Here is a 24,673-nt window from a genome sequence, read left to right on the forward strand (position 1 = left end):
AATGATTACTTACTCTTTTTTTGGCCTGATGCTGCTGGCCCTTTGTCTTGTAATTGGGACGGTAATAGCACGGTTGTGACGCGGTTGCCTTTATTACTGAAGGCTTCCATCTGCTGTTTTTTCACCAGATAAGTGATGCGATCACCTTTAATATTGCTATCAAGCTGCTCCAGATAAGCATCACCGGTCAAGATGACCAGATCGTTAGCGACTTCGTAACGCAGCTTCTGGCCGTGGCCTTTGACAGGTTTACCGCTATCTTGCATCTGATAGAAGGTGACGGGGTTACCGAAACCTTCGATGACCATTTTGTTTTGATCCCCTCCGGGGCGAGTCACCACAACTTTATCAGCTTTAATCTCAATGGTGCCTTGCTTGATAACCACATTATCAGTAAATGTGACGGTATTCGCGGCCATATCTAACGCTTGTTTGACCGAATCGACCAGAACAGGTTGGTCCGAATCGCCGGTCAAAGCCAATGCAGGCAAACTTGCGGCCAAAAGCGAACTGGCAAGCAAAAAATGGCGAATTTTATTTTTGGATTTCATAAGAGGTTTTAACCTTTTCAATCAGCTCGGCGGTTTTATCCCGCAAGTTCCCACGCATTTTCATGCCGTTAGATGTAAATCCAACACCAAAGAGGGTAACTTCATCGTCTGAGGATACATCCTGAGTGATCAAATTAACCTGGGCGTTATCAGTTTTAATTTTTTGTAACTGGGCATCTGGGGTCAGGCTATCAACCTCAACATGACCATACAAATAAAGCATCTTATCATTGGTCAGCTTGGCGCGGTCTGCCCGTACTGTCCAAGTGGCGACAGCATTCTCGTCAAACATGGTCATGACGGGTCTGGTGAACCATGTTAGTTCTTGCGTACTAAAGTTCTGAACCTCTTCAGCCACCAATTTATAGCTTAGTTGCCCGACCGGATTAAAAACCACCGTCACCGTATGCTGGCTTTGTGAAGAAGGTTCGTTATCATTAGTGACTATTTGGCTACTCTGCTGATTAAAGCCAGACATATTCCAGCCAATGAGTGCCAAAGCAATCAGTGCTAAGGATATCGTTATCCATAGTCTTGTTTTACTCATATCGACAATCCTTTGGCACCGTCGAGTTTACCTTGGGCCAATAATATCAAATCGCATATCTCGCGTACTGCACCGCGCCCGCCATTGATCTGCGTAACATAATGCGCCTTGGGAATGAGCAGTGGATGGGCATCCGCCACGGCGACAGATAACCCAACTTCCGCCATCACAGGCCAATCAATCAGGTCATCACCAATATAAGCCACCTGTTCAGGCGAGCATTTTAATGTTTTCAATAATTCTTTATAAGCGATCAGCTTATCAGATTGCCCTTGATAAAGGTGGGTAATCCCTAAGGTGTTGGCGCGGTCTTCTACTAATTTTGCGCGGCGACCAGTAATAATAGCCACTTCAACCCCTGAGGTTATCAGGCAGCGGATACCATAGCCATCACGCACGTTGAAAGCTTTCAGCTCTTCGCCCTGATTACCCATATAAATCAGGCCATCAGACATGACGCCATCAACATCACAAATCAGTAGACGAATATTTTCCGCGCGTTGCATGACGCTGCTCGCTACTGGCCCATAGCATGTGTCCTGATAAACATTACTGCTCATAACTTACCCTTAATTAAACCACTCCGGCTCTCAGCATGTCGTGCATATGCACCACGCCCAGCAATTGATCACCGTCGGCGACTAACACCGCGGTAATATGACGTGACTCCATCAGATTAAGTGCATCGACCGCCAACATTGTTGGCCGAACCCGAATACCGCCACTGGTCATCACATCGGCGATTTTCGCATTATTCAAGTCCACACCCATATCGAATACCCGGCGTAAGTCACCGTCGGTAAAGATACCTTTAATCATCATCAAGTCGTCACAAATGACAGTTAAACCCAGATTTTTCCGAGTAATCTCCAATAAGGCATCGCGCAATGAGGCATCGGGGCTGACATGTGGAATATCTGCGCCAGTGTGCATGATATCGCTGATACGTAATAGCAGTTTACGCCCCAGTGCACCACCGGGATGAGACAGTGCAAAATCTTCTTGAGTGAAGCCCCGCGCCTGCAAGAGTGCAACGGCGAGGGCATCACCCATCACTAATGTGGCGGTGGTGCTGGTAGTGGGCGCCAGTCCTAACGGGCATGCCTCTTGTGGCACTTTAATACACAAATGAATATCGGCGGCTTTGCCCATGGTGCTTTCTGGATTATTACTCATGCAGATAAGCTGGATTTTCTGGCGTTTGAGCACCGGAATCAAGGCGAGAATTTCGTTGGACTCGCCCGAATTGGAAATGGCTAACACAATATCTTGTGGTGTGATCATGCCCAAATCGCCATGACTGGCTTCACCGGGATGGACAAAGAATGACGGCGTGCCCGTGCTAGCAAAGGTTGCGGCAATTTTGCACCCAATATGGCCCGACTTTCCCATCCCCATAACGACAACTTTGCCGTGGCAATTAAATATTGCCTCGCAGGCTTGGGTAAAATCGTCATTAATGTATTGATCGAGCTGTGCCAGACCTTCGCGCTCAATCTGTAGTACTTGTTTACCCGCCTGCTGAAAATCCACCCTTGGTTGTGAATCCGCAACTGATTGTGAATTAACATCCGGCTGTAAATTAGAAGAAGACATACTTGGTTCCCGCTCAATGCTAAATTTTGATAAGCAACATGGGTTACGCTGCGCTTAAGGGCACCCAAAACAGTACCGCCAGATACGCGATAAACCCACATAATAACAGAGCGCCCGCCACATGACCGATTCTATGTTTACGCCCCAGGCAAAGAACGGTAAATATCACACTGACACCAAGCATGACCCAATAATCACGCTGGAACGCCTCGGGGTTGATATCCCCCGGAGAGAGCAGTGCGGGAACACCAAGCACAATCACAATATTAAAAATATTTGAGCCGATGATATTGCCCACCGCCATATCATTTTCCCCTTTCATTGCACCGGCAATGAAAGTCGCTAACTCTGGCAAACTGGTTCCGATGGCAATCACGGTCAGCCCGATAACCAATTCACTGACACCCGCGACTCGGGCAATGACAGTGGCATTGTCGATAATCATTTTGGCCGAGAGTGGCAAAATAATGAATGCCAGTACCAACCACAATAATGCAACGGTATTGCTGCTGTCCTGAGGTAATTCCGCTAGCTGTTCACGGGTCAGAATGTCATTCCCCTCCGCATGGGCCAAACGTGCAATTTTTAGCATCAGGATAATAAAAGCCGCCGCGGCAAACAGTAAAATGACCCCATCTCCACGACTGAGATGATTATCTGCCAGCAGAAGACCACACAGCACCGTCACGACCAACATTAAAGGTAACTCACGACGTAAAATCTCAGAACGCACAGTCAGTGGGCGTATCAGGGCCGCGCCGCCAATAATCAATAACAGATTAGTAATATTGGAACCCAGCACATTGCCAACAGCCATATCAGTTTGGTTATTCAGGGCCGCAGTGACCGACACAATCAGTTCTGGCAATGAGGTGCCAATGCCGACGATGGTCATCCCGATAATCAGTGGCGGAATGCCGAGAGAACGGGATAACACAGCCGCGCCATAGACTAATCGATCAGCGCCGTATACGAGGAGAACCAATCCAATGATTAATAGTGTTATCGCAAGAAACATGCAGAGTCCTTTATTAGGTATAATCCCGGTCCGTTGGCAAAAATCACTGAAAATGCTTTACGTTTACATCCTAATTTTGACTGTGAGTGCCAGAAAAGTAAAACTTATGGCAACTTTGGCTACGAAAAAGCGTTAATAAGTTGCCAAAATACTTCCCAATTGCGCTCATTGCCGCTATTTGCTGTAGCATTGGCGGGTATATGAGTCACGAAAGGCCTAAGGGACAAATGATAATGAACCAACTGGCGCCGAATTTAATCGAGATCCGCGGGATGAGTTTTACCCGTGGCGAGCGTCCGATATTTACCGATATCAACATGACCGTCCCCCGTGGCAAAGTCACTGCGATTATGGGGCCGTCAGGGATCGGTAAAACCACATTGTTGCGCCTGATTGGCGGGCAATTGGCACCAGATAGCGGTGAAATCTGGTTCGATGGTGATAATATTCCTACGCTTTCACGCCAGCGTTTGTATGATGTTCGCAAAAAAATGAGCATGCTGTTTCAATCTGGCGCGTTATTTACCGATTTAACCGTGTTTGAGAACGTTGCTTTTCCATTACGTGAGCATAGTCATTTGCCGGAAGAGTTGCTGCACAGCACCGTGATGATGAAGCTAGAAGCGGTGGGGTTGCGGGGGGCCGCCAACTTGATGCCTGCAGAACTTTCAGGTGGTATGGCGCGTCGTGCTGCCTTGGCGCGGGCAATTGCTCTTGATCCTGAACTCATTATGTTTGATGAGCCTTTTGTCGGCCAAGATCCTATTACCATGGGAGTGCTGGTAAAACTGATTGATGAGCTAAATCATGCGCTAGGCGTCACCTGTGTGGTGGTTTCCCATGATGTGCCTGAAGTACTCAGTATTGCTGATTATGCATATATTGTTGCCGATCAGCATGTTATTGCTGAAGGAACACCTGAGCAATTACAAGTCAATGACGATAGGCGAGTGCGTCAGTTCCTCGATGGTATTGCCGACGGGCCGGTGCCTTTCCGTTTCCCCGCAGGGGATTATAAAACCGAGCTATTAGGTTGATGGAGTATTCATGTTAGTACAGGCATTAGCGTCTTTAGGTCGCCGGGGCATTAATGTCTGCGCCTCCTTTGGTCGCGCAGGTTTAATGTTGTTCAATGCGCTGGTTGGGCGACCTGAACCGCGGAAACAGTGGCCGTTGCTGGTCAAGCAACTGTATAGCGTTGGGGTGCAATCCTTACTGATCATCGTGGTTTCCGGCCTGTTTATCGGCATGGTTCTGGGATTGCAGGGCTTTTTGATTCTCACGACCTACAGTGCAGAAGCCAGTCTTGGGATGATGGTCTCTTTATCACTGTTACGTGAGCTAGGGCCGGTCGTGACGGCACTGCTATTTGCCGGTCGAGCCGGGTCTGCCTTGACGGCAGAAATTGGCCTGATGAAAGCCACTGAACAGATTTCTAGCTTAGAAATGATGGCAATTGACCCCCTTCGGCGTGTTGTTGCTCCTCGTTTTTGGGCGGGTCTTATCAGCATGCCATTGCTGACGGCTATCTTTGTCGCTGTGGGTATTTGGGGCGGCTCGGTAGTCGGTGTTGACTGGAAAGGGATCGATGGTGGGTTCTTCTGGTCGGCGATGCAAAGTGCCGTTGAATGGCGAACAGATTTACTGAATTGCCTGATTAAGAGTCTGGTATTTGCTATTACCGTGACCTGGATTGCGCTGTTCAATGGTTATGATGCGGTCCCAACATCTGAAGGGATTAGCCGGGCAACGACCCGTACTGTGGTGCATTCGTCACTGGCGGTATTGGGATTAGATTTTGTGCTGACAGCACTGATGTTTGGGAACTGAGTCGATGCAAACGAAGAAAAGTGAAGTCTGGGTCGGAGTGTTTATACTGATTGCTATTCTGGCTATCGTATTCCTCTGCCTGAAAGTTGCGGATATCAAATCAGTGGGCAACCAGCCAACTTACCGAATTTACGCAAACTTTGACAATATTGGTGGCCTGAAAACTAATTCACCGGTCAAAATTGGCGGTGTGGTGGTTGGGCGGGTGGCAGATATCACCCTCGACACTAAAAATTACAGCCCGCGTGTGGCGATAGATATACAGCAACGCTATAACCATATCCCAGACACCAGTTCATTGGCGGTACGTACTTCCGGGTTATTGGGGGAACAGTTTTTGGCGTTGAATGTCGGTTTTGAAGACCCTGATATGGGTACGAGTATTTTGAAAGATGGCGGCGTTATTCAAGACACCAAATCGGCATTAGTTCTGGAAGACTTGATCGGCCAGTTCTTGTACAAAAGCGGCGGTGATGGTAATTCTGACGCACCAGCAAGTGAGCCGGCAACACCAACAGTTGCGGCACCGGCCACTGCAACTCAACATCCTTAAGAGGGTATCTGAATGTTTAAACGCTTACTTATGATCGCCTTGTTAGTGGTTGCTCCGCTGGCAAATGCTGTCGATCAAACTAACCCATACCGTCTGATGGATGAAGCCGCGCAAAGAACTTTCACGCGCCTGAAAACCGAGCAGCCAAAGATTAAGCAGAACCCTGACTATCTGCGCACCATCGTGCGTGAAGAATTGTTGCCGTTTGTCCAGATTAAATATGCGGGGGCACTGGTGTTGGGAAGTTATTACAAAGGTGCCACACCAGCGCAGCGCGAAGCGTATTTCAATGCCTTCAGTCAATATCTGGAGCAAGCCTATGGTCAGGCATTGGCGTTGTATCACGGTCAAACTTACGACGTAGCACCCGATCAACCGCTGGGTGATGCCAATATTGTCGCCATTCGCGTTACTATCTTCGACCCTAATGGCCGCCCACCAGTGCGTTTAGATTTTCAATGGCGTAAAAATAGCCAAACAGGTGCCTGGCAGGCCTATGACATGATAGCTGAAGGGGTCAGCATGATCAGCACCAAGCAGAATGAGTGGGCTTCCATCCTGCGCCAGAAAGGTGTTGATGGCTTGACTCAACAACTGCTGGCGGCGGCGAAGCAGCCGATCACATTAGATAAACAGTAATGATGGATATTATGGCGGACGCACTGAGCTGGCAGTCGCAGCAAGAAACGCTGGTACTGCGAGGTGAATTAGATCGTGAAACGCTGTTACCGTTGTGGCAACAGCGTGAAGCCTTGTTGGCGGATAAGACGCGTATTGATGTCAGTCAATTGCAGCGCGTCGATTCATCCGGTCTGGCGCTGCTTGTTCATTTTCGTGAATTGCGTAGCAAGCAGGGCGTTTCATTGGCGATTACTGGTGTCAGTGACCGGCTATCAACCTTGATTGATCTGTACAACCTTCGGCAAGTCATACCGGTGGAAGAGGTTAACTCAATGAAATCGGCTAGCGTATAGTCATTGAATTTAAGGCGGCCCTCTGTGGTGTCGCCAATCTCTGAAGCAAAAACACAGTTTTTTAAAAAACTAAAGTTTTCAAGCCCCTGTGCGTAATAGCAAAACAGGGGCTTTTCTTTAGTTTCAGAGAAAGCCGTATTCCACTAATATGTTCAGCTGATTACTATCCCTTTAAAATAGAATGAATCTTATGGATACCAACGAAATTAAAGACGTGCTGATGCAAGCATTAGCATTACAAGAAGCGCATGTTACTGGTGACGGCAGCCACTTTCAGGTGATTGCTGTGGGTGAGCTATTTGCCGATATGAGCCGGGTGAAAAAACAGCAAGCTGTGTATGCGCCTTTGATGGAGTATATCGCTGATAACCGTATTCATGCCTTATCCATTAAGGCCTATACGCCACAAGAGTGGCAGCGGGATCGCAAACTAAACGGCTTTTAATGCTGTTGGCTCCAAAATTGTCTAGCGGTCTGTTAGGCGGTTTCTAAAGCGGGCAGTGAATTCGAATTTGACAACAGAGAGTGGTCACAATGGATAAGTTTCGTGTGCAGGGGCGGACTCGCCTGAGCGGTGAAGTCACTATTTCCGGAGCGAAAAACGCCGCATTGCCTATATTGTTCGCGGCGTTGTTGGCTGAAGAGCCGGTAGAGTTGCAAAATGTCCCAAAGCTAAAAGACATTGATACCACCATTAAATTACTTAGCCAATTAGGGACCAAAATTGAGCGTGATGCTTCAGGCTCTGTTTTTGTTGATGCCAGCGGTGTGGATGAGTTCTGTGCACCTTATGACTTGGTGAAAACCATGCGTGCTTCTATTTGGGCATTGGGGCCACTGGTTGCTCGCTTTGGTAAAGGGCAGGTGTCTCTACCGGGTGGTTGCGCTATCGGTGCCCGTCCAGTCGACTTGCATATCACCGGTTTGGAACAACTGGGCGCAGAAATCAAACTGGAAGAAGGCTACGTTAAAGCTTCCGTCAATGGTCGTCTGAAAGCCGCGCACATCGTGATGGACAAAGTCAGCGTTGGCGCGACCGTGACTATCATGAGTGCCGCAACCTTGGCAGAAGGGACCACGGTCATTGAGAACGCCGCTCGTGAGCCAGAAATTGTCGATACAGCCAATTTCTTGAATACATTGGGCGCGAAAATCACGGGTGCTGGCACTGACCGGATTACCATCGAGGGTGTTGCCCGTTTAGGTGGTGGCGTTTATCGTGTGCTGCCTGATCGTATTGAAACCGGCACATTCTTGGTTGCTGCTGCTATTTCTGGCGGTAAAGTGGTTTGCCGTCAGACTCGCCCAGATACGCTGGATGCTGTACTGGCTAAGTTACGTGAAGCCGGTGCTGATATTGAGATTGGCGAAGACTGGATCAGTTTGGACATGCACGGTCAGCGCCCTAAAGCCGTGACACTCCGTACTGCACCACACCCTGGTTTCCCAACCGATATGCAGGCGCAATTCAGCTTATTGAATTTAGTGGCTGAAGGTACGGGGGTTATCACTGAAACTATCTTTGAAAACCGTTTTATGCACGTGCCTGAACTGATTCGTATGGGCGCACATGCAGAAATCGAGAGCAATACCGTAATTTGCTATGGTGTAGAACAACTGTCCGGTGCTCAGGTCATGGCAACTGATCTGCGTGCTTCAGCCAGCTTGGTATTAGCGGGTTGTATCGCTGACGGGGTCACAATTGTTGACCGTATCTACCATATTGATCGTGGTTATGAAGGTATCGAAGATAAATTGCGTGCTTTAGGTGCCAAGATTGAGCGCGTAAAAGGCGAGTAAGATTTCTTTACTCACTGAATATACTGCAAAAAATGCCAGCCGACATTCTCAGGCTGGCATTTTTTATGGGGGTAGTGAGCGCGTTATCGAGAGCAGTGGCTGGGATTATGGTGCTGGTTGCTGCTGACCAAGGACTTCATTCTGGTCTAACTCGGTGATGGTAATTTGCGCTGTAACTTGTTGACCATTACGCAATAGCAGTACCGGGATCGTGGTGCCGGGGCGAATTTCAGCCACCTGATCCATCGTCTCTATCACGGATGTCGCAGGTTTGTTATTGACGCTCAGAATAATATCACCCACTTGTAAATCCGCATTCGCTGCCGGGCCGTTAGGGGATATTTTATTCACTTTGATGCCATGAATCCGATCGCCACCATTACCACTGGCATTGAATGGCGGGTATTCCTCACCGGTAATGCCAATATAGCCGCGGATGACTCGGCCATCACGAATCAGTTTTTCCATCACTTTAGTCGCCAGCGCCGTCGGGATAGCAAAACCAATGCCTTCTGGGGTTTCGCCGTTACTGCTTTTGTCAAAGGAGAGGGTATTAATCCCCATCAACTCGCCCAACGTATTTACCAACGCTCCGCCAGAATTTCCTTGGTTGATTGACGCATCAGTCTGGAGAAAGTTTTGCCGCCCGGAGTCACTTAAACCAATACGCCCGGTGGCGCTGATAATCCCCTGAGTCACCGTCTGCCCAAGGTTATAAGGGTTGCCGATGGCCAGCACCACATCACCAATATGGGGGGTGCGATTAATATTGATGGGAATGACGGGGAGGTTAACTGCATCGATTTTCAGCACCGCTAAATCAGTCAGATTATCCGAGCCGACCAGAAGGGCTTCCGATATTCGACCATTTTGTAATGCCACAATGATCTGTTCGGCGTTATTGATAACGTGTTTATTCGTCAGAATATAACCTTTATCACTCATGATAACGCCAGAGCCCAATGTCCGAATGGCTAACCCATCTTGAGTCGGGCTAAGGCTACGGTTATAGACATTAACAACCGCTGGAGCGGCCCGGCGCACGGCTTGGTTATAACTGGCGGGTGTCTCTTCATCTGCACTACTAGCGCTGCCGGAAAAAAAGTGACCCGGATTACGGAGCATAGGCATTGCGACCAGCAAGATGCCAGCAACAATTAGCCCCAAAATAATAGAACGCAATAGCTTAAGAAACATGAAGTTCAAGACATGAATGAATAGATAGCGCGAGGATAGCATGAGTTTGGCGGACACAGCATTGTGCTGTGTCCGATTTTTCTGCAAATTAGCGTATTAACAGGTAAATATTCTCTTCACCACGCACAATATTCAGCGCAATGACAGCCGGCTTAGCTTCGATAGCTTTGCGCAACTGGGCGATATCCTGGACTCGCTCACGGTTGACGGCAATAATCACATCATCTTTCTGCAAGCCAGACTGCGCCGCAGGTGAACCTTTTGTCACGCTCTCAACTTTGACCCCTTTGCTGCCACCTTTGATTTCACCATTGCTCAGAGATGCGCCTTGCAATGATGGAGATAAGGTGTCCGCGCTGGTTGACGTTGGGCTGCTGTTTTCCAGTGTGACGGTAACTTCAAGTGGTTTACCGTCACGCAGCAAGCCAACTTTAATGGCTTTGCCCGGCCCGGTAGTCCCAACTTTCGCGCGCAACTCCGCAAAGCTGCTAATGGGTTTACCATCAACGGAAACTAACACATCGCCAGCTTTTATCCCTGCTTTAGAGGCCGCAGATTTTGGCATAACTTCGCTGACAAACGCACCACGTTGAGCATCAATATTAAAGGCTTTAGCCATATCAGCGGTCATTTCGCTGCCACGAATACCCAGCAGCCCGCGTTTCACTTCACCAAACTCAATCAGTTGCTGGCTGAGGTTCTGCGCCATGTTACTTGGGATAGCGAAGCCGATACCAATGTTGCCACCACCTGGCGCGAGAATCGCGGTGTTAATTCCGATCAATTCGCCATTCAGGTTAACCAAAGCACCGCCCGAGTTCCCCCGGTTAATTGAGGCATCGGTCTGAATAAAGTTTTCTAATCCTTCCAGATTCAAGCCACTACGACCTAAGGCTGAAATAATACCTGAAGTTGCTGTCTGCCCCAGACCAAATGGGTTACCCACCGCAACGGCAAAGTCACCTACGCGGAGATTATCGGAGTCTGCCATTTTGATTGCGGTCAGATTTTTGGCATCAGTAAGTTGCAATAGCGCGATATCGGTCTGCTCATCGCGGCCAAGCAACTTGGCATCATATTCACGACCATCATTGAGCTGGACACGTATTTTATCTGCGTTATTAATCACATGGTTATTTGTTAGCACATAGCCTTTTTCAGCGTTAATGATAACGCCAGAACCCAAGCCTTCGAATGGACGATTGCTCTCTTTGCCTGTTGGCGCATTCGGGCCGAAGAAGAACTTAAACTCTTCCGGCAAACGTTGCTGTTGTGCCTGCGTACCAGAGACGTGAACGCTAACGACGGCGGGCAATACTTTTTCCAGCATGGGTGCTAGGCTCGGAACTGATTGCCCTGCCACGGCTGCTGGGAGTGCTGCTGCGTTCACCATAGGAACAGAAGCGAGACCTAAGCCGACACTCATGGCCAGCGCACTAAGAAATAATGACTTTTTCTTCATTGATTTAAACTCTCTCAATACCTAACGGTGAATGAATAGGGTGGATGGCTGTTACAGGCCCGGTGTAAATTCAGACTCTGAGTTAGCTAAAAAATTCACTTATTTCAAAAGGCTACTGCTGTTCTAAAAATAAGCATCCTAAGATATCGCTTGATATAAGGGCCGCAGTTAAGCAATTCAAGGAGAGGTAAGTATAGAAGTGTAAATGTGCTGAACACGATAGAGCAGGAGGCTCTACCGTAGTCAGCATCATAGGTCTGTGCTTAGTCGCGTGTCTGATGTTCTGGGCGTAACAAACCTGATGCGCCTTCAGAATAATCGCGAGGTGGCATTTTAACCGGTGCTTGATCATTATCCGCTTCAGATTCTGTCAGACGGTAACGGAACGGATTATCCTGCAACGGTAAGTCCGGTAATAAGTTGTTGGAGCTTTTCGCCATATGCTGATAGAGCTGGCGATAATCGCGAGCCATGTTATCAAGCAGCTCGGCACTGCGGGCAAAATGCCCAACAAGTTCCTGGCGGTACTCTTCCAAATCTGTTTTGCTCTTCTCCAGCTCGTTTTGCAGCACTTGCTGCTGACGCAATTTGCGGTTGCCAAAGCGCATAGCGACCGCGCCAATCACGATACCAACAACCAACCCAATAAGCGCATACTCCCAGGTCATGATGACTCCTTTTTTGACTTCATTGTTCAGCAGGACTTTTCACTTAATAATACCCACTATAACCGTTAACCTTGTCTGAGTGGAATCCTGATACAACTTTGCCTATGGTTATCAGGCTTTTTCCGCACAGGCAGAGTCGGTAAATGCTGCGATTAGCCTATAAATCAGCAAGAAAGTACCGTAAAAAGTAGATAACTATTTTATCAGGGATTGTTGATAAACATGCGACCGAGTTCACCTATAGCACTTTACCAGCAGGCACTTGATGCCGGCGATTACCAACCTGATGATGTGCAGCGGCGTACCGTAGCACGGCTGGACACGATTTATCAGGAACTGAATCAACGCCAAAATACTCCGCCAGCTCGTGCTGGCTTGCGCGGGCATTTGGGCCGTTTACTGGGGCGTACCGCGGCACAGGCATCCATACGCCCAATTCAGGGCCTTTATATGTGGGGTGGTGTTGGGCGGGGTAAAACCTGGCTGATGGATATGTTTTTCCACAGTTTGCCTGGCGAACGTAAACTTCGCCTGCATTTTCACCGTTTTATGCTGCGAGTACATCAAGAGCTAACTACATTGCAAGGCCATGAAGATCCATTAGAAATCATTGCTGATGGATTTAAAGCGCAGACAGATGTGTTGTGTTTTGATGAATTCTTTGTTTCGGACATCACTGACGCCATGTTGTTGGCAACGCTATTGGATGCATTATTTGCGCGCGGCATCACATTGGTTGCCACGTCCAATATTCCACCGGATGATTTGTATCACAACGGTTTACAGCGCGCTCGCTTCCTGCCCGCCATTGCACTTATTAAGCAATATTGTGATGTGATGAATGTTGATGCCGGGATTGACTACCGCTTGCGAACCCTGACTCAGGCAAATCTCTATCTGACACCATTGAATGCGCAAACGGGGCAAACGATGGAGGAGATCTTCGTCAAACTGGCTGGTAAAGAAGGTGAACAGGCTCCTGTACTGGAGGTCAATCATCGGCCTTTGCCTGCGATTTGTTCAGCACAGGGCGTTCTGGCGGTTGATTTCCACACGTTGTGCGAAGAGGCACGCAGCCAACTGGATTATATTGCGCTCTCCAAGCTCTATCACACGGTATTACTGCATAATGTTCATCGGATGGAGACTAAGGATGAGAATACAGCTCGGCGTTTTCTGGCGCTAGTCGATGAGTTTTATGAGCGGCGGGTAAAATTGATTATTGCCGCAGAAGCATCGATGTTCGAGATTTATTGCGGTGAGCGCCTTAAGTTTGAATATCAGCGCTGTTTATCGCGGCTACAAGAGATGCAGAGTGAAGAATATCTCTCTTTACCGCATCTGCCGTAAGGATATCTGCACGCCTGTTATTCACTTTTTACCTGCTAAAATGCTATTCTGTCGTGGGCGATCATCCTTCGCCCTGACTTAACATGTTTAATTTATACCTTTCACGTCAAAAACAGTTCGATCTTTAACGTCGACTTCTCTATAATCTTGCGACCCCACGTTACAACAAAGTTTTTTTTTCCCAAAAACTTTGATAGTGCCAGCATTGGCTATTCGAAGGGGTAGGTTTGCTGGACTGATGGTCGTGTGAGCCTCAACTGTTTTTGAACGTTTGGGTGTTCACCAACGTGTAACTTATTAATTGGGTAAGCTTTTATAATGAAAACTTTCACAGCTAAACCAGAAACTGTAAAACGCGACTGGTATGTTGTTGACGCGAATGGTAAGACCCTTGGTCGCCTCGCTACTGAACTGGCTAGTCGCCTACGCGGCAAGCATAAAGCGGAATACACCCCGCACGTTGATACTGGTGATTACATCATCGTTCTGAACGCAGAAAAAGTTGCCGTCACCGGTAACAAGCGTACAGACAAGATTTATTACCGTCACACCGGTCACATCGGTGGTATCAAACAAGCGACCTTTGAAGAGATGATTGCCCGCAGTCCTGAGCGTGTGATTGAAATCGCGGTTAAAGGCATGCTGCCGAAGGGTCCGCTGGGCCGTGCAATGTATCGTAAACTTAAAGTTTACGCAGGTACTGAGCACAATCATGCGGCGCAGCAACCGCAAGTTCTGGACATTTAATCGGGATTATGGCAATGGCTGAAAATCAATACTACGGCACTGGTCGCCGCAAAAGTTCTGCTGCACGCGTTTTTCTTAAGCCGGGTAGCGGTAAAATCGTTATTAACCAACGTAGCCTCGAAGTTTACTTCGGTCGTGAAACTGCCCGCATGGTAGTTAACCAACCGTTGGAACTGGTAGACATGGTTACCAAGTTTGACATGTACATCACTGTTAAAGGTGGTGGTATTTCAGGTCAGGCTGGCGCTATCCGTCACGGTATCACCCGTGCACTGATGGAATATGACGAGTCTCTGCGTGGTGAACTGCGTAAAGCTGGCTTCGTAACGCGTGATGCGCGTGAAGTTGAGCGTAAGAAAGTGGGTCTGCGTAAAGCACGTCGTCGTCCACAGTTCTCCAAACGTTAATTTTTTGCCTTTATGGCAGCAGATTAATGGTAAAAACCCGGTGTCTCACCGGGTTTTTTTATGCCTAAAAAATACCCTTTCACTGTTTTATACATTATTTTTTTACCGCTAAACTGTTGTCTGATAGACAATTGTTTATGAAATCGCTGCTCCGTCCCCACAAAACATGCAAAATCTGGTAAACTATCACCCACTTTTGTGCCTGTTCGGCGAACTGTTGGCGTCCGTGTATCTCCCTGGCTGAATTATTTTCTCGACCAAGGCTTATTTACGGCAGCAGCTGCCTTGATTGCGAACCGGCGGTAAAACGACTCAGGATAGCAACGTAACCGTGGGCTATTCGCATTGTTTTCTAGATAAACTTGGAGGTTTTCATGGCTGTCGCTGCCAACAAACGTTCGGTAATGACGCTGTTTTCCGGCCCGACCGACATTTTTAGCCATCAAGTACGTATCGTACTGGCGGAAAAAGGTGTCAGTGTTGAGATTGAGCAGGTTGAAGCTGATAATCTGCCGCAGGACCTGATTGACCTCAATCCCTACCGTACCGTCCCTACTTTGGTTGATCGCGAGCTGACTCTGTATGAATCCCGCATCATCATGGAATATTTGGATGAGCGTTTCCCACATCCGCCATTGATGCCGGTATACCCTGTTGCACGTGGTAGCAGCCGTTTGATGATGAACCGCATTGAGCAGGACTGGTACTCCTTGCTAAACAAAATCGAGAAAGGCAACGCGCAGGAAGCTGATGCTGCCCGTAAGCAGTTACGTGAAGAACTGCTGTCTATCGCGCCGGTATTTAATGAAATGCCTTTCTTTATGAGCGAAGAGTTTAGCCTGGTTGATTGCTATCTGGCTCCGTTGTTGTGGCGTTTGCCAGTACTGGGCATTGAGTTCACTGGCGCGGGTTCTAAAGAGCTGAAAGGCTATATGACTCGTGTGTTTGAGCGCGATGCATTTTTGGCTTCTCTGACCGAAGCTGAACGCGAAATGCACCTGAGCACTCGGGGTTAATTGTTATGGAGATGTCTGATATGTCTCCGCGCCGCCCTTACCTGTTGCGCGCATTTTATGAGTGGTTGATTGATAATCAACTGACTCCGCATCTGGTTGTGGATGTTACCCGGCCAGGTGTTTCGGTGCCGATGGAGTTTGCTCGTGATGGGCAGATTGTCTTGAATGTGGCACCGCGCGCTGTAGGTAATCTGGAATTGGGCAATGATGGCGTCAGCTTCAATGCCCGTTTCGGTGGTGTTCCCCGTCAGGTTACCGTGCCTATGGGGGCGGTGATGGCAATCTATGCGCGTGAAAATGGTTCAGGCACTATGTTTGAGCCTGAAGAAGCTTACGATTCTGATGCTGATGGCAATTTTGTGGGCATCGAAGAAGAAGATAGCGAGACTGCGCCGACTGAGAGCCTGACACTGGTAACGGATGACACTCAGGCACCTGAGGGTGAGGGGCATTCACCTGATGACGAGCCACCGCAGCCGCCGCGCAGTGGTGGTCGTCCAGCATTACGGGTTGTTAAGTAACGACCTGTTTTTCTGACAAAAAAGTACATATCCAAAGGGCGGCATTGACCGCCCTTATCATTTCTAGCTAATTCACCATATCAACCAATCTTTTTCAATTCTGCCAGACAGCTATCACGCTGGTTCATCATGTCGCTATTTCTGATAGTCGATAGGGTATGCGTCGCGCGTTGTTGGAAACTGGCTTTGGCCGCGCTGTCTTTGGCATCGGCGGGGGGCGTGCAAATTTCTGATAACGTCAGTGTTTTACTGTCACTCACTGCTTTGAGTACTGCGGCAGGGTTATAAATTAGCGCGGAAGAGAGTGCGGACTTTATGCCTGCAGTGAAACTCGCATTTCCACCATCAGCCAGCTTAGGGGCCATAGCAATCCAGTTATCATCACCGAGTTTAATATTATTCTCTACTGCGGGCAGTTGCCCAGCTCGAGCCAGCTCTGCGACGACTGCGCGCGCGCCACGTGCTTCAATGTTATAGCCAACTTCTTGATAGTTAAGAGACATAGCAAATGTACTGCCACTTATCGCCAGCAAGCCGCCAGCAATGAAAAGTAAGTGAGATTTCATATCAGATGATCCTTTCTTTAAAACAAGGCGTAATAAACGTGCAAGAAAATCGCTGTGTGGAGCCATGTGAGTTGGCCCAAAAAACATAAGTAAAGATGAACTCGGGCTTTACTATAGCGCTTCACGTATAAAATGCTGCAAATAAGGCAGATTGAGATTGTTACAAAATTTTGAGTGGGCGTAGATAGGCGAAAAAGAAGCAATAAAAAAGGGCTGGATAACCAGCCCTGAGTAATGTGGAGTCCCTTCCCATTTCTGGTTTTTAGACTTCCAGATAATTCATGATACCTTCTGCGGCTTTACGGCCTTCAGCGATGGCTGTGACCACTAAATCAGAGCCACGGACAATATCACCACCAGCAAAGATTTTTGGATTACTGGTCTGGAACGCATTATCTGTACGCTCTGGTGCAACCACGCGACCTTGCTTATCCAACGCGACATCGTGAGTTGCTAACCATTCCATGCTGTGCGGACGGAAACCAAATGCCATAACCACGGCATCTGCTGGCAGAACATGTTCTGAGCCTGGGATCTGCTCTGCTATGCTACGGCCCTGTGCATCAGGCGCACCCAGTTGGGTACGAACCATCTTCACACCACAAACTTTACCGTTACTGTTAACTTCGATGCTCAAGGGTTGCAGATTGAATTTAAATTCGACCCCTTCCTCACGGGCGTTTTTCACTTCCCGTTTAGAGCCTGGCATGTTGGCCTCGTCACGACGGTAAGCACAGACGACATCTGTTGCCCCCTGACGGATAGAGGAACGCACACAGTCCATTGCCGTATCGCCACCGCCAAGCACCACAACGCGTTTGCCTTGCATGCTGATATAAGGCTCGTGAGCTGCGGCTTCATAGCCCATCAACTGTTTGGTATTAGCGATCAGGAACGGCAAGGCATCGTACACGCCGGATGCATCTTCGTTTTCCAGCCCACCGCGCATTGATTGGTAAGTCCCGACACCAAGGAACACGGCGTCATACTCTTTGAGCAGCGCATCCATTTGGATGTCTTTGCCAATTTCAGTATTGAGTTGAAACTCAATGCCCATCTCAGAGAAGATTTTGCGGCGCTTAATCATCACCTCTTTTTCCAGCTTAAAGGCTGGAATACCGAAGGTCAGTAAGCCACCAATTTCTGGATGGCGGTCAAAGACTACGGCTTGTACACCATTACGGGCTAAGACGTCGGCACAAGCCAACCCCGCTGGTCCAGCACCAATGACCGCAACACGTTTACCGGTTGGGTGAACATGAGACATATCAGGTTTCCAGCCCATCTCGATGGCTTTGTCACTGATATAGCGCTCAATGTTACCGATGGTGACCGCCCCGAACTCGTCGTTCAGGGTACAAGATCCTTCACACAGACGGTCTTGCGGGCACACGCGGCCACACACTTCCGGTAAGCTATTGGTCTGGTGAGCCAGATCGGCTGCTTCCATAATCCGCCCTTCATTGGCCAGTTTCAGCCAGTTAGGGATGTAGTTATGTACCGGGCATTTCCATTCACAGTAAGGGTTACCGCAAGACAGGCAGCGGTCTGCCTGTGCTTTCGCCTGTGTTTCTGAGAAAGGCTCGTAAATTTCAACAAACTCAATTTTACGGATCTTCAGCGGCTTTTTCGGCGGATCTACGCGCTGTAGGTCGATAAACTGATAAACATTCTGACTCATTTCAACCCCTTACTGCGCTTGAACCCGCAGCTCTGCTGCGGAACGGCTACGGTGGCCCAACAGTGCTTTCACATCGCTGGATTTCGGTTTAACCAAAGCAAACTTGGTCACCCACTCTGGCCAGTTAGCCAGAATTTCTTCGCCACGGCTAGAACCTGTCAACTGAACATGTTCAGTGATAAGCCCACGCAGATGCTCTTCATGGATAGCCAGTTGATCGACATCCAAGACTTCTACCAGCTCAGGGTTAACACGTTTACGGAATTCACCATCTTCATCAAGGACGTAAGCAAAACCACCCGTCATGCCAGCACCGAAGTTAATCCCAGTGCGACCCAGCACGCAAACAATCCCGCCAGTCATATATTCACAACCGTTATCGCCGATACCTTCAACTACCGTGATAGCACCGGAGTTACGTACTGCGAAACGTTCACCAGCACGGCCTGCGGCGAATAATTTGCCGCCAGTTGCACCATACAGGCAGGTGTTACCGACAATGCTGGCTTCGTGGCTGCGGAAGTTAGACCCCACAGGAGGGCGCACTGCAATGCGGCCACCGGCCATACCTTTACCAACATAGTCATTGGCATCGCCCGTCAGCGTCAGCTCTACACCACCGGCATTCCAAACCCCGAAGCTCTGACCGGCAGTACCGGAGAAGTAAGCTTTGATAGGATCGGTAGCCAAGCCTTGGTCACCATGTTTAGTGGCGATGGCACCGGACAACGCTGCCCCTACTGAACGGTCAGTGTTGCGGATATCGAAGTAAAACGTCTTGCTGTGTTTTGCTTCAATATGGGGTTCGGCTTGTGTCAGTAACTCTTTGTTCAATAAACCTTTATCAAACGGAGGGTTGCTTTCGGTGCAATACAGCGCTTTACCCGGATGCGGCGTGGCTGTTTTCAGCATTGGCGACAAGTCCAGTTTGTTTTGTTTGGCTGAGATACCGTCTAGCTCAATCAGCATGTCAGTACGGCCAATCAAATCAACCAATTGGCTAACGCCCAACTCGGCCATAATTTCACGGGTTTCACGGGCGATGAACTGGAAGTAGTTCACCACGCGTTCAGGTAGACCGTGATAATGGTCGCGACGCAGCTTTTCATCCTGAGTTGCCACACCGGTTGCGCAGTTATTCAGGTGGCAAATACGTAGGTATTTACAACCGAGCGCCACCATAGGACCAGTACCAAAACCGAAGCTTTCAGCGCCCAGAATAGCGGCTTTAACAATATCGACGCCCGTTTTCAGGCCACCATCCACTTGCAAGCGGATTTTATGGCGCAGACCGTTGGCAACCAAAGCTTGCTGAGTTTCAACCAGCCCCAGCTCCCACGGACAACCGGCATATTTCACGGAAGACAGTGGGCTGGCGCCAGTACCGCCGTCGTAACCGGCAATGGTAATCAAGTCAGCGTAAGCTTTCGCGACACCAGTGGCAATGGTGCCGACACCCGGTTCAGAAACCAGTTTCACCGAAATCAGTGCCTTCGGATTAACTTGCTTCAAGTCGAAAATGAGCTGCGCCAAATCTTCGATGGAATAAATATCATGGTGCGGTGGTGGGGAAATCAATGTCACGCCCGGCACGGAGTAACGCAGTTTGGCAATATACGGCGTGACTTTATCACCCGGTAATTGGCCACCTTCGCCAGGTTTTGCCCCTTGCGCGACTTTGATCTGAATAACATCGGCATTGACCAGATATGCCGGTGTGACACCGAAACGACCCGAAGCGACCTGCTTGATGCGAGAGACTTTATTGGTGCCGTAACGCGCGGGGTCTTCGCCACCTTCACCGGAGTTCGAGAATCCACCGAGGCTGTTCATCGCGATAGCCAAGGATTCATGGGCTTCCGGGCTTAATGCGCCGATAGACATAGCCGCAGTATCAAAGCGGGTAAACAAGGACTCAGCCGGTTCCACCTGATCCACCGGGATCGGTGTACCTTGCGGTTTAATCGCCAGCAAGTCACGCAGAGTGGCAACCGGGCGCTCATTAACTAGCTTGGCATAAGCCTGATAATCACTGTATTCGCCGCTGTGAACCGCAGTCTGTAAAGTGCTGACCACATCCGGGTTATACGCGTGATATTCACCGTTATGGACAAATTTTAGTAAACCGCCCTGATCCAGTGGTTTGCGTTTCAGCCAAGCTCGTTTGGACAGGTTCTGTAAATCCTGTTGGAAATCACTGAAGCTGGCCCCGCCAATACGGCTGACGACCCCTTGGAAACAGAGATCAGACAGGTCACGATGCAGACCAACGGCTTCAAACAATTTAGCGCAACGGTACGAGGCCACTGTTGAGATGCCCATTTTGGACATGATCTTGTACAGCCCTTTATTGATACCGTTGCGATAATTCAGCATCACATCGCGATACTTTTTATCAATCGCTTGGGTATCAACTAATTTAGCCAATGATTCATAAGCTAAATAAGGGTAAATGGCGGTAGCACCAAAACCGAGCAACACAGCGAAGTGGTGCGGGTCACGGGCGCTGGCCGTTTCAACAATAATGTTGGCATCGCAACGCAGATTTTTTTCCACCAGACGGGTCTGAACGGCACCGACAGCCATTGGCGCAGGAACCGGTAAACGATTTGGCGCGATAGCGCGGTCTGATAGCACCAACATTACGGCACCATCACGTACTTTTCGCTCTGCTTCGTCACACAGGGCCAGCACCGCGTGCTCCAAATCAATTTCAGTTGGATCAAAGGTCAGATCCAACCTATCTGCGCGGTAATGTTCCCCCTCCAGCGTGGTGAGCTGTTGAAAGTCGGAGAACAGCAAAATAGGGGATTTAAAGCTCAGACGGTGTGCCTGACCTTCAGCTTCGCAGAACACGTTCATTTCACGGCCAATACTGGTCGCCAGTGACATGACATGCGCTTCACGCAGCGGATCGATTGGCGGGTTAGTCACCTGCGCAAATTGCTGGCGGAAGTAATCGTAAATGATACGCGGACCACTGGAGAGCACGGCAAACGGGGTATCGTCACCCATTGAACCGGTTGCTTCCTGACCAATTTCACCCAAGACACGGATAACTTGATCCAGTTCTTCACTACTGTAGCCGAACTGCTTCTGATAGGTTTCCAACTGAGAGTCGTCTAGCTGACGGCTACCCACTTGATCCTCCGGCAGATCTTCGAACGGCACCAAGCGTTTAACGTTCTTCTCCATCCACTCTTTATAAGGGTGGCGGCTTTTCAAATCGTTATCAGTTTCGGCTGAGTGCAGGATCTTGCCACTGCGGGTGTCAATCACCATCAGCTCGCCCGGCCCGACACGGCCTTTTTCTACCACTTCATCGGGCTGATAATCCCAGATACCGACTTCAGAGGCACAGGTGATCAATTTATCTTTGGTGATAACGTAGCGCGCGGGGCGCAGGCCATTACGGTCAAGGTTACAGGCAGCATAACGACCATCTGACATTACGATCCCGGCAGGGCCATCCCATGGTTCCATATGCATGGAGTTAAAGTCAAAGAAGGCTCGCAGGTCGGTGTCCATATCCGGGTTGTTCTGCCAAGCTGGTGGCACTAACAAGCGCATGGCACGAATCAGGTCCATACCGCCGCTGAGGAACAGCTCGAGCATATTATCCAGTGAACTGGAGTCAGAGCCGGTCTCATTGACGAAAGGAGCTGCATCCTGCAAATCGGGGATTAATGGCGTTTTGAATTTATACGCACGTGCACGCGCCCATTGGCGGTTACCGGCGATGGTATTGATTTCACCGTTATGTGCCAAATAGCGGAACGGCTGAGCCAGTGGCCAGCGTGGCACGGTGTTGGTTGAGAAGCGCTGGTGGAACAGGCAGATTGCCGATTCAAGGCGCAAGTCAGCTAAATCGAGATAAAAGCGTGGCAGATCCGCAGGCATACATAAGCCTTTATAGATCGTGACCAAGTTAGAGAAGCTACAAACGTAGAAATCTTTGTCGTTTGAAATGCGCTTCTCGATACGGCGACGCGCGACAAATAGGCGGCGTTCCATATCACGTGGACGCCAGCCCGCAGGGGCGTTCACAAAAATTTGTTCAATCCGAGGCAGGGAGGAGAGGGCGATTTCACCAAGAACGTCAGGATTCGTCGGCACTTCACGCCAGCCAATGATCGACAGCGTTTCGTTTTGCAATTCTTCTTCTACAATGCGGCGGCTTGCCTTGGCGAGTTCTTCATCCTGACTGAGAAACATCATGCCTACGGCGTAGTTTTTGGCCAAACGCCATCCGCGTTCTTCTGCGACCATCCGGAAAAAGCGATCCGGTTTTTGTAAAAGTAGACCACAACCATCGCCGGTTTTACCATCGGCGAGTATTGCTCCACGGTGCTGCATGCGGGCCAGTGCGTGTATCGCGGTACGCACAACTTTATGGCTTGGTTCGCCTTCTATGTGGGCGATGAGACCAAAACCGCAATTGTCCTTCTCTTGGGATTTATCGTACAACATATCAGTGAACCTCCCCAGGCTCTGCGTGACTCTCACAACCTACTGCGAGGGACAATTCACGGTGACGGGTGGGCTGACAGGCGCATATTTCGCGGCAAATCTGCTTTTCCGCCCTCCGCCAATGACCTCTCGTGACGGGTCTCACAAGTGGTATATGACTTGTTTTAAGAGGGTGTCTTAAATAACTGCATAATTATGACTAGACGTTTGCCCGTCTAGAAAGCTTCCAGCGGACCTCCAACTTAGCGAGAAAGAATACTCAGGTCAAATATAGGCTTAAGAACTATCTTTAAGGTAATAATGAGCTTTATATATATGAAAAATATAATTTTATCGGTATTTTTTCGCTGTTGGATGCGCCATGCTATGCATACCAAAGTGTGAGCTGTCTCACTATAGTGCAATCGACAAATCTCTGCACCATGCTAGTGCTGGCGGGGATGTTGGAGTTACATGCTGTGTTTATTATATTTTCTGGTGTTTAAAACTATTTTTCACTGAATTGTAATAGAAGCGCTAAGAGGTTGGTAGAAATAAGAAAATTTAATCATCGGTCAAGTGATTTTATTTGCATTTATAGTGAATGGTTATGCGAAGTTGCACCCAGGCTTGGGAGTTGATCTCTGTCATCGCACACAATATCGTTGGCGGGTAGGCTGAAGCTCTTTTTTGACAGGCAGCGATAAGATTATGCAGTTGCAGCAATTAGTCAATATGTTTGGTGCGGATTTACAGCGTCGCTATGGCGAAAAAATTCATAAACTCACGCTACACGGTGGGTTCAGTTGCCCTAATCGTGATGGCACCTTGGGGCGCGGTGGTTGTACATTTTGTCAGGTAGCCTCTTTTGCTGATGAACAAATGCAGCAGCAAAGTATTGCCCAGCAGCTCGCGGCGCAAGCCAAAAAAACCAATCGAGCCAAACGTTACCTCGCTTACTTTCAGGCTTATACCAGTACTTATGCAGAAGTAAATGCATTGGCGGCAATGTATGAACAAGCGCTGGCCGAAGCGGATATTGTCGGTTTGTGTGTCGGTACTCGGCCTGATTGTGTGCCCGATGCGGTGCTGGATTTACTCAGTGGTTATCATCAACAAGGGTATGAAGTCTGGCTTGAATTGGGGCTACAGACGGCGAATGATAAAACGCTCAAACGTATCAACCGTGGTCATGATTTTGCCTGCTATCAGCAAACGGCACGGCGTGCGCGTGCCAGAGGCTTGAAAGTATGCTGCCATTTAATTGTTGGCCTACCCGGAGAGGATAGGGCGCAGAGTATGGAAACGCTGGAAAAAGTGGTCACTACCGGGGTTGACGGCTTGAAACTGCATCCGCTGCATATTGTTGAAGGCAGCACCATGGCGAAAGCATGGCGAGCAGGGCGTTTGCCTGAATTGGCGCTGGATGAATATGTTGTTACTGCCGGTGAAATGATCCGCCATACCCCCCCCGAGATTGTTTATCACCGCATCTCGGCAAGTGCCCGTCGGCCAACGTTGCTTGCGCCATTATGGTGCGAGAACCGATGGACTGGTATGAATGAGTTGAATAATTATATGCTGGTTCATGGGGGACAAGCTTCCGCATTGTCAGTGGCGGCGCGCAATATGCTCTGAGTTTGGCGTAGCGCACTAAACTGTAGAATTGATACTGGGGCGATAGTATTGGCTTTATCTATCGTCTGTTGACTCATCATTGCCACAAAATACTTCTTTCCC

Annotated in this window: 24 protein-coding genes; 13 read left to right on the forward strand and 11 right to left on the reverse strand. The window is 49.0% G+C overall.

Annotation, left to right across the window (positions count from 1 at the left end):
* Positions 1 to 5: 5 nt before the first annotated feature.
* The 5 genes from lptA to ACIOG0_RS02095 are packed head-to-tail and all read right to left on the reverse strand — an operon-like array spanning position 6 to position 3,712.
* Complete coding sequence (lptA, locus tag ACIOG0_RS02075) at positions 6 to 551, reverse strand: lipopolysaccharide ABC transporter substrate-binding protein LptA (RefSeq protein ID WP_032817008.1); 546 nt, start codon at positions 549 to 551, stop codon at positions 6 to 8.
* Positions 535 to 1,098 carry an LPS export ABC transporter periplasmic protein LptC gene (gene lptC, locus ACIOG0_RS02080; RefSeq protein WP_128451186.1) on the reverse strand — a complete coding sequence of 188 codons (564 nt, stop codon included), beginning with the start codon at positions 1,096 to 1,098 and terminating at the stop codon, positions 535 to 537. Before lptC ends, lptA begins: the two co-directional genes overlap by 17 nt.
* A complete protein-coding gene (gene kdsC, locus ACIOG0_RS02085; RefSeq protein ID WP_050100644.1) occupies positions 1,095 to 1,658 on the reverse strand; it encodes a 3-deoxy-manno-octulosonate-8-phosphatase KdsC in 564 nt (187 codons plus the stop codon). The genes lptC and kdsC overlap by 4 nt, the downstream gene beginning before the upstream one ends.
* A 13-nt stretch (positions 1,659 to 1,671) precedes the next feature.
* Positions 1,672 to 2,694, reverse strand: coding sequence for an arabinose-5-phosphate isomerase KdsD (gene kdsD, locus ACIOG0_RS02090; protein ID WP_050140201.1), 1,023 nt, complete (start codon positions 2,692 to 2,694; stop codon positions 1,672 to 1,674).
* A 43-nt stretch (positions 2,695 to 2,737) separates the two neighbouring features.
* Positions 2,738 to 3,712: a calcium/sodium antiporter gene (locus tag ACIOG0_RS02095; protein ID WP_050100647.1), complete on the reverse strand. Its 975-nt coding sequence runs from the start codon at positions 3,710 to 3,712 to the stop codon at positions 2,738 to 2,740.
* Positions 3,713 to 3,945: 233 nt separating this feature from the next.
* On the opposite strand from ACIOG0_RS02095, the gene mlaF reads away from it, so the two are divergent.
* The 7 genes from mlaF (at position 3,946) to murA (ending at position 8,869) form a co-directional block, all read left to right on the forward strand.
* Positions 3,946 to 4,749, forward strand: a complete 804-nt coding sequence (gene mlaF / locus ACIOG0_RS02100) for a phospholipid ABC transporter ATP-binding protein MlaF (RefSeq protein ID WP_050100648.1) — start codon at positions 3,946 to 3,948, stop codon at positions 4,747 to 4,749.
* Positions 4,750 to 4,759: 10 nt separating this feature from the next.
* Positions 4,760 to 5,542, forward strand: coding sequence for a lipid asymmetry maintenance ABC transporter permease subunit MlaE (gene mlaE / locus ACIOG0_RS02105; RefSeq protein ID WP_005174247.1), 783 nt, complete (start codon positions 4,760 to 4,762; stop codon positions 5,540 to 5,542).
* 4 nt (positions 5,543 to 5,546) lie between these two features.
* Positions 5,547 to 6,095, forward strand: coding sequence for an outer membrane lipid asymmetry maintenance protein MlaD (gene mlaD / locus ACIOG0_RS02110; RefSeq protein WP_050100649.1), 549 nt, complete (start codon positions 5,547 to 5,549; stop codon positions 6,093 to 6,095).
* A gap of 12 nt (positions 6,096 to 6,107) precedes the next feature.
* On the forward strand, positions 6,108 to 6,734 hold the full coding sequence (gene mlaC / locus ACIOG0_RS02115) for a phospholipid-binding protein MlaC (protein WP_050100650.1): 627 nt from the start codon (positions 6,108 to 6,110) through the stop codon (positions 6,732 to 6,734).
* 11 nt (positions 6,735 to 6,745) lie between these two features.
* Positions 6,746 to 7,069: a lipid asymmetry maintenance protein MlaB gene (mlaB, locus tag ACIOG0_RS02120; RefSeq protein WP_050100761.1), complete on the forward strand. Its 324-nt coding sequence runs from the start codon at positions 6,746 to 6,748 to the stop codon at positions 7,067 to 7,069.
* Positions 7,070 to 7,259: 190 nt separating this feature from the next.
* The gene (ibaG, locus tag ACIOG0_RS02125) at positions 7,260 to 7,514 is read left to right on the forward strand and encodes a BolA family iron metabolism protein IbaG (RefSeq protein ID WP_004710915.1); all 255 of its coding nucleotides are present in this window, start codon (positions 7,260 to 7,262) and stop codon (positions 7,512 to 7,514) included.
* Between the two features lie 89 nt (positions 7,515 to 7,603).
* On the forward strand, positions 7,604 to 8,869 hold the full coding sequence (murA, locus tag ACIOG0_RS02130; protein ID WP_050100651.1) for a UDP-N-acetylglucosamine 1-carboxyvinyltransferase: 1,266 nt from the start codon (positions 7,604 to 7,606) through the stop codon (positions 8,867 to 8,869).
* 105 nt (positions 8,870 to 8,974) lie between these two features.
* Here murA and degS read toward each other — a convergent pair whose 3' ends face one another.
* From degS to zapG, 3 genes are all read right to left on the reverse strand, one after another.
* Positions 8,975 to 10,066 carry an outer membrane-stress sensor serine endopeptidase DegS gene (degS, locus tag ACIOG0_RS02135; RefSeq protein ID WP_050100652.1) on the reverse strand — a complete coding sequence of 364 codons (1,092 nt, stop codon included), beginning with the start codon at positions 10,064 to 10,066 and terminating at the stop codon, positions 8,975 to 8,977.
* An 88-nt stretch (positions 10,067 to 10,154) separates the two neighbouring features.
* Positions 10,155 to 11,528: a serine endoprotease DegQ gene (gene degQ / locus ACIOG0_RS02140; RefSeq protein ID WP_050100653.1), complete on the reverse strand. Its 1,374-nt coding sequence runs from the start codon at positions 11,526 to 11,528 to the stop codon at positions 10,155 to 10,157.
* A 263-nt stretch (positions 11,529 to 11,791) separates the two neighbouring features.
* Entirely contained in the window at positions 11,792 to 12,196 is a 405-nt protein-coding gene (gene zapG / locus ACIOG0_RS02145) for a Z-ring associated protein ZapG (protein WP_004714934.1), read from the reverse strand.
* A gap of 222 nt (positions 12,197 to 12,418) precedes the next feature.
* Between zapG and zapE the strand changes: the two genes are divergently transcribed.
* The 5 genes from zapE (at position 12,419) to sspB (ending at position 16,237) form a co-directional block, all read left to right on the forward strand.
* The gene (gene zapE / locus ACIOG0_RS02150; protein WP_128451187.1) at positions 12,419 to 13,546 is read left to right on the forward strand and encodes a cell division protein ZapE; all 1,128 of its coding nucleotides are present in this window, start codon (positions 12,419 to 12,421) and stop codon (positions 13,544 to 13,546) included.
* Positions 13,547 to 13,864: 318 nt separating this feature from the next.
* Complete coding sequence (gene rplM / locus ACIOG0_RS02155) at positions 13,865 to 14,293, forward strand: 50S ribosomal protein L13 (protein ID WP_004710905.1); 429 nt, start codon at positions 13,865 to 13,867, stop codon at positions 14,291 to 14,293.
* A gap of 14 nt (positions 14,294 to 14,307) precedes the next feature.
* Positions 14,308 to 14,700 carry a 30S ribosomal protein S9 gene (gene rpsI / locus ACIOG0_RS02160; protein ID WP_005162424.1) on the forward strand — a complete coding sequence of 131 codons (393 nt, stop codon included), beginning with the start codon at positions 14,308 to 14,310 and terminating at the stop codon, positions 14,698 to 14,700.
* A 374-nt stretch (positions 14,701 to 15,074) separates the two neighbouring features.
* Positions 15,075 to 15,716, forward strand: coding sequence for a stringent starvation protein SspA (sspA, locus tag ACIOG0_RS02165; protein ID WP_050100656.1), 642 nt, complete (start codon positions 15,075 to 15,077; stop codon positions 15,714 to 15,716).
* 5 nt (positions 15,717 to 15,721) lie between these two features.
* Positions 15,722 to 16,237: a ClpXP protease specificity-enhancing factor gene (gene sspB, locus ACIOG0_RS02170; RefSeq protein WP_050100657.1), complete on the forward strand. Its 516-nt coding sequence runs from the start codon at positions 15,722 to 15,724 to the stop codon at positions 16,235 to 16,237.
* Positions 16,238 to 16,317: 80 nt separating this feature from the next.
* On the opposite strand, the gene ACIOG0_RS02175 is transcribed toward sspB, so the two are convergent.
* The 3 genes from ACIOG0_RS02175 to gltB form a co-directional block, all read right to left on the reverse strand.
* Positions 16,318 to 16,803: a hypothetical protein gene (locus ACIOG0_RS02175; protein WP_050100658.1), complete on the reverse strand. Its 486-nt coding sequence runs from the start codon at positions 16,801 to 16,803 to the stop codon at positions 16,318 to 16,320.
* A 262-nt stretch (positions 16,804 to 17,065) separates the two neighbouring features.
* A complete protein-coding gene (locus ACIOG0_RS02180; RefSeq protein ID WP_050140198.1) occupies positions 17,066 to 18,484 on the reverse strand; it encodes a glutamate synthase small subunit in 1,419 nt (472 codons plus the stop codon).
* A gap of 9 nt (positions 18,485 to 18,493) precedes the next feature.
* The gene (gltB, locus tag ACIOG0_RS02185) at positions 18,494 to 22,954 is read right to left on the reverse strand and encodes a glutamate synthase large subunit (protein ID WP_050140197.1); all 4,461 of its coding nucleotides are present in this window, start codon (positions 22,952 to 22,954) and stop codon (positions 18,494 to 18,496) included.
* A gap of 690 nt (positions 22,955 to 23,644) precedes the next feature.
* Between gltB and ACIOG0_RS02190 the strand changes: the two genes are divergently transcribed.
* Positions 23,645 to 24,571, forward strand: a complete 927-nt coding sequence (locus ACIOG0_RS02190; RefSeq protein WP_050100662.1) for a TIGR01212 family radical SAM protein — start codon at positions 23,645 to 23,647, stop codon at positions 24,569 to 24,571.
* Positions 24,572 to 24,673: the final 102 nt, after the last annotated feature.

This window comes from Yersinia vastinensis, from assembly GCF_044905075.1.
GTDB classification, from domain to species: Bacteria; Pseudomonadota; Gammaproteobacteria; order Enterobacterales; family Enterobacteriaceae; genus Yersinia; species Yersinia vastinensis.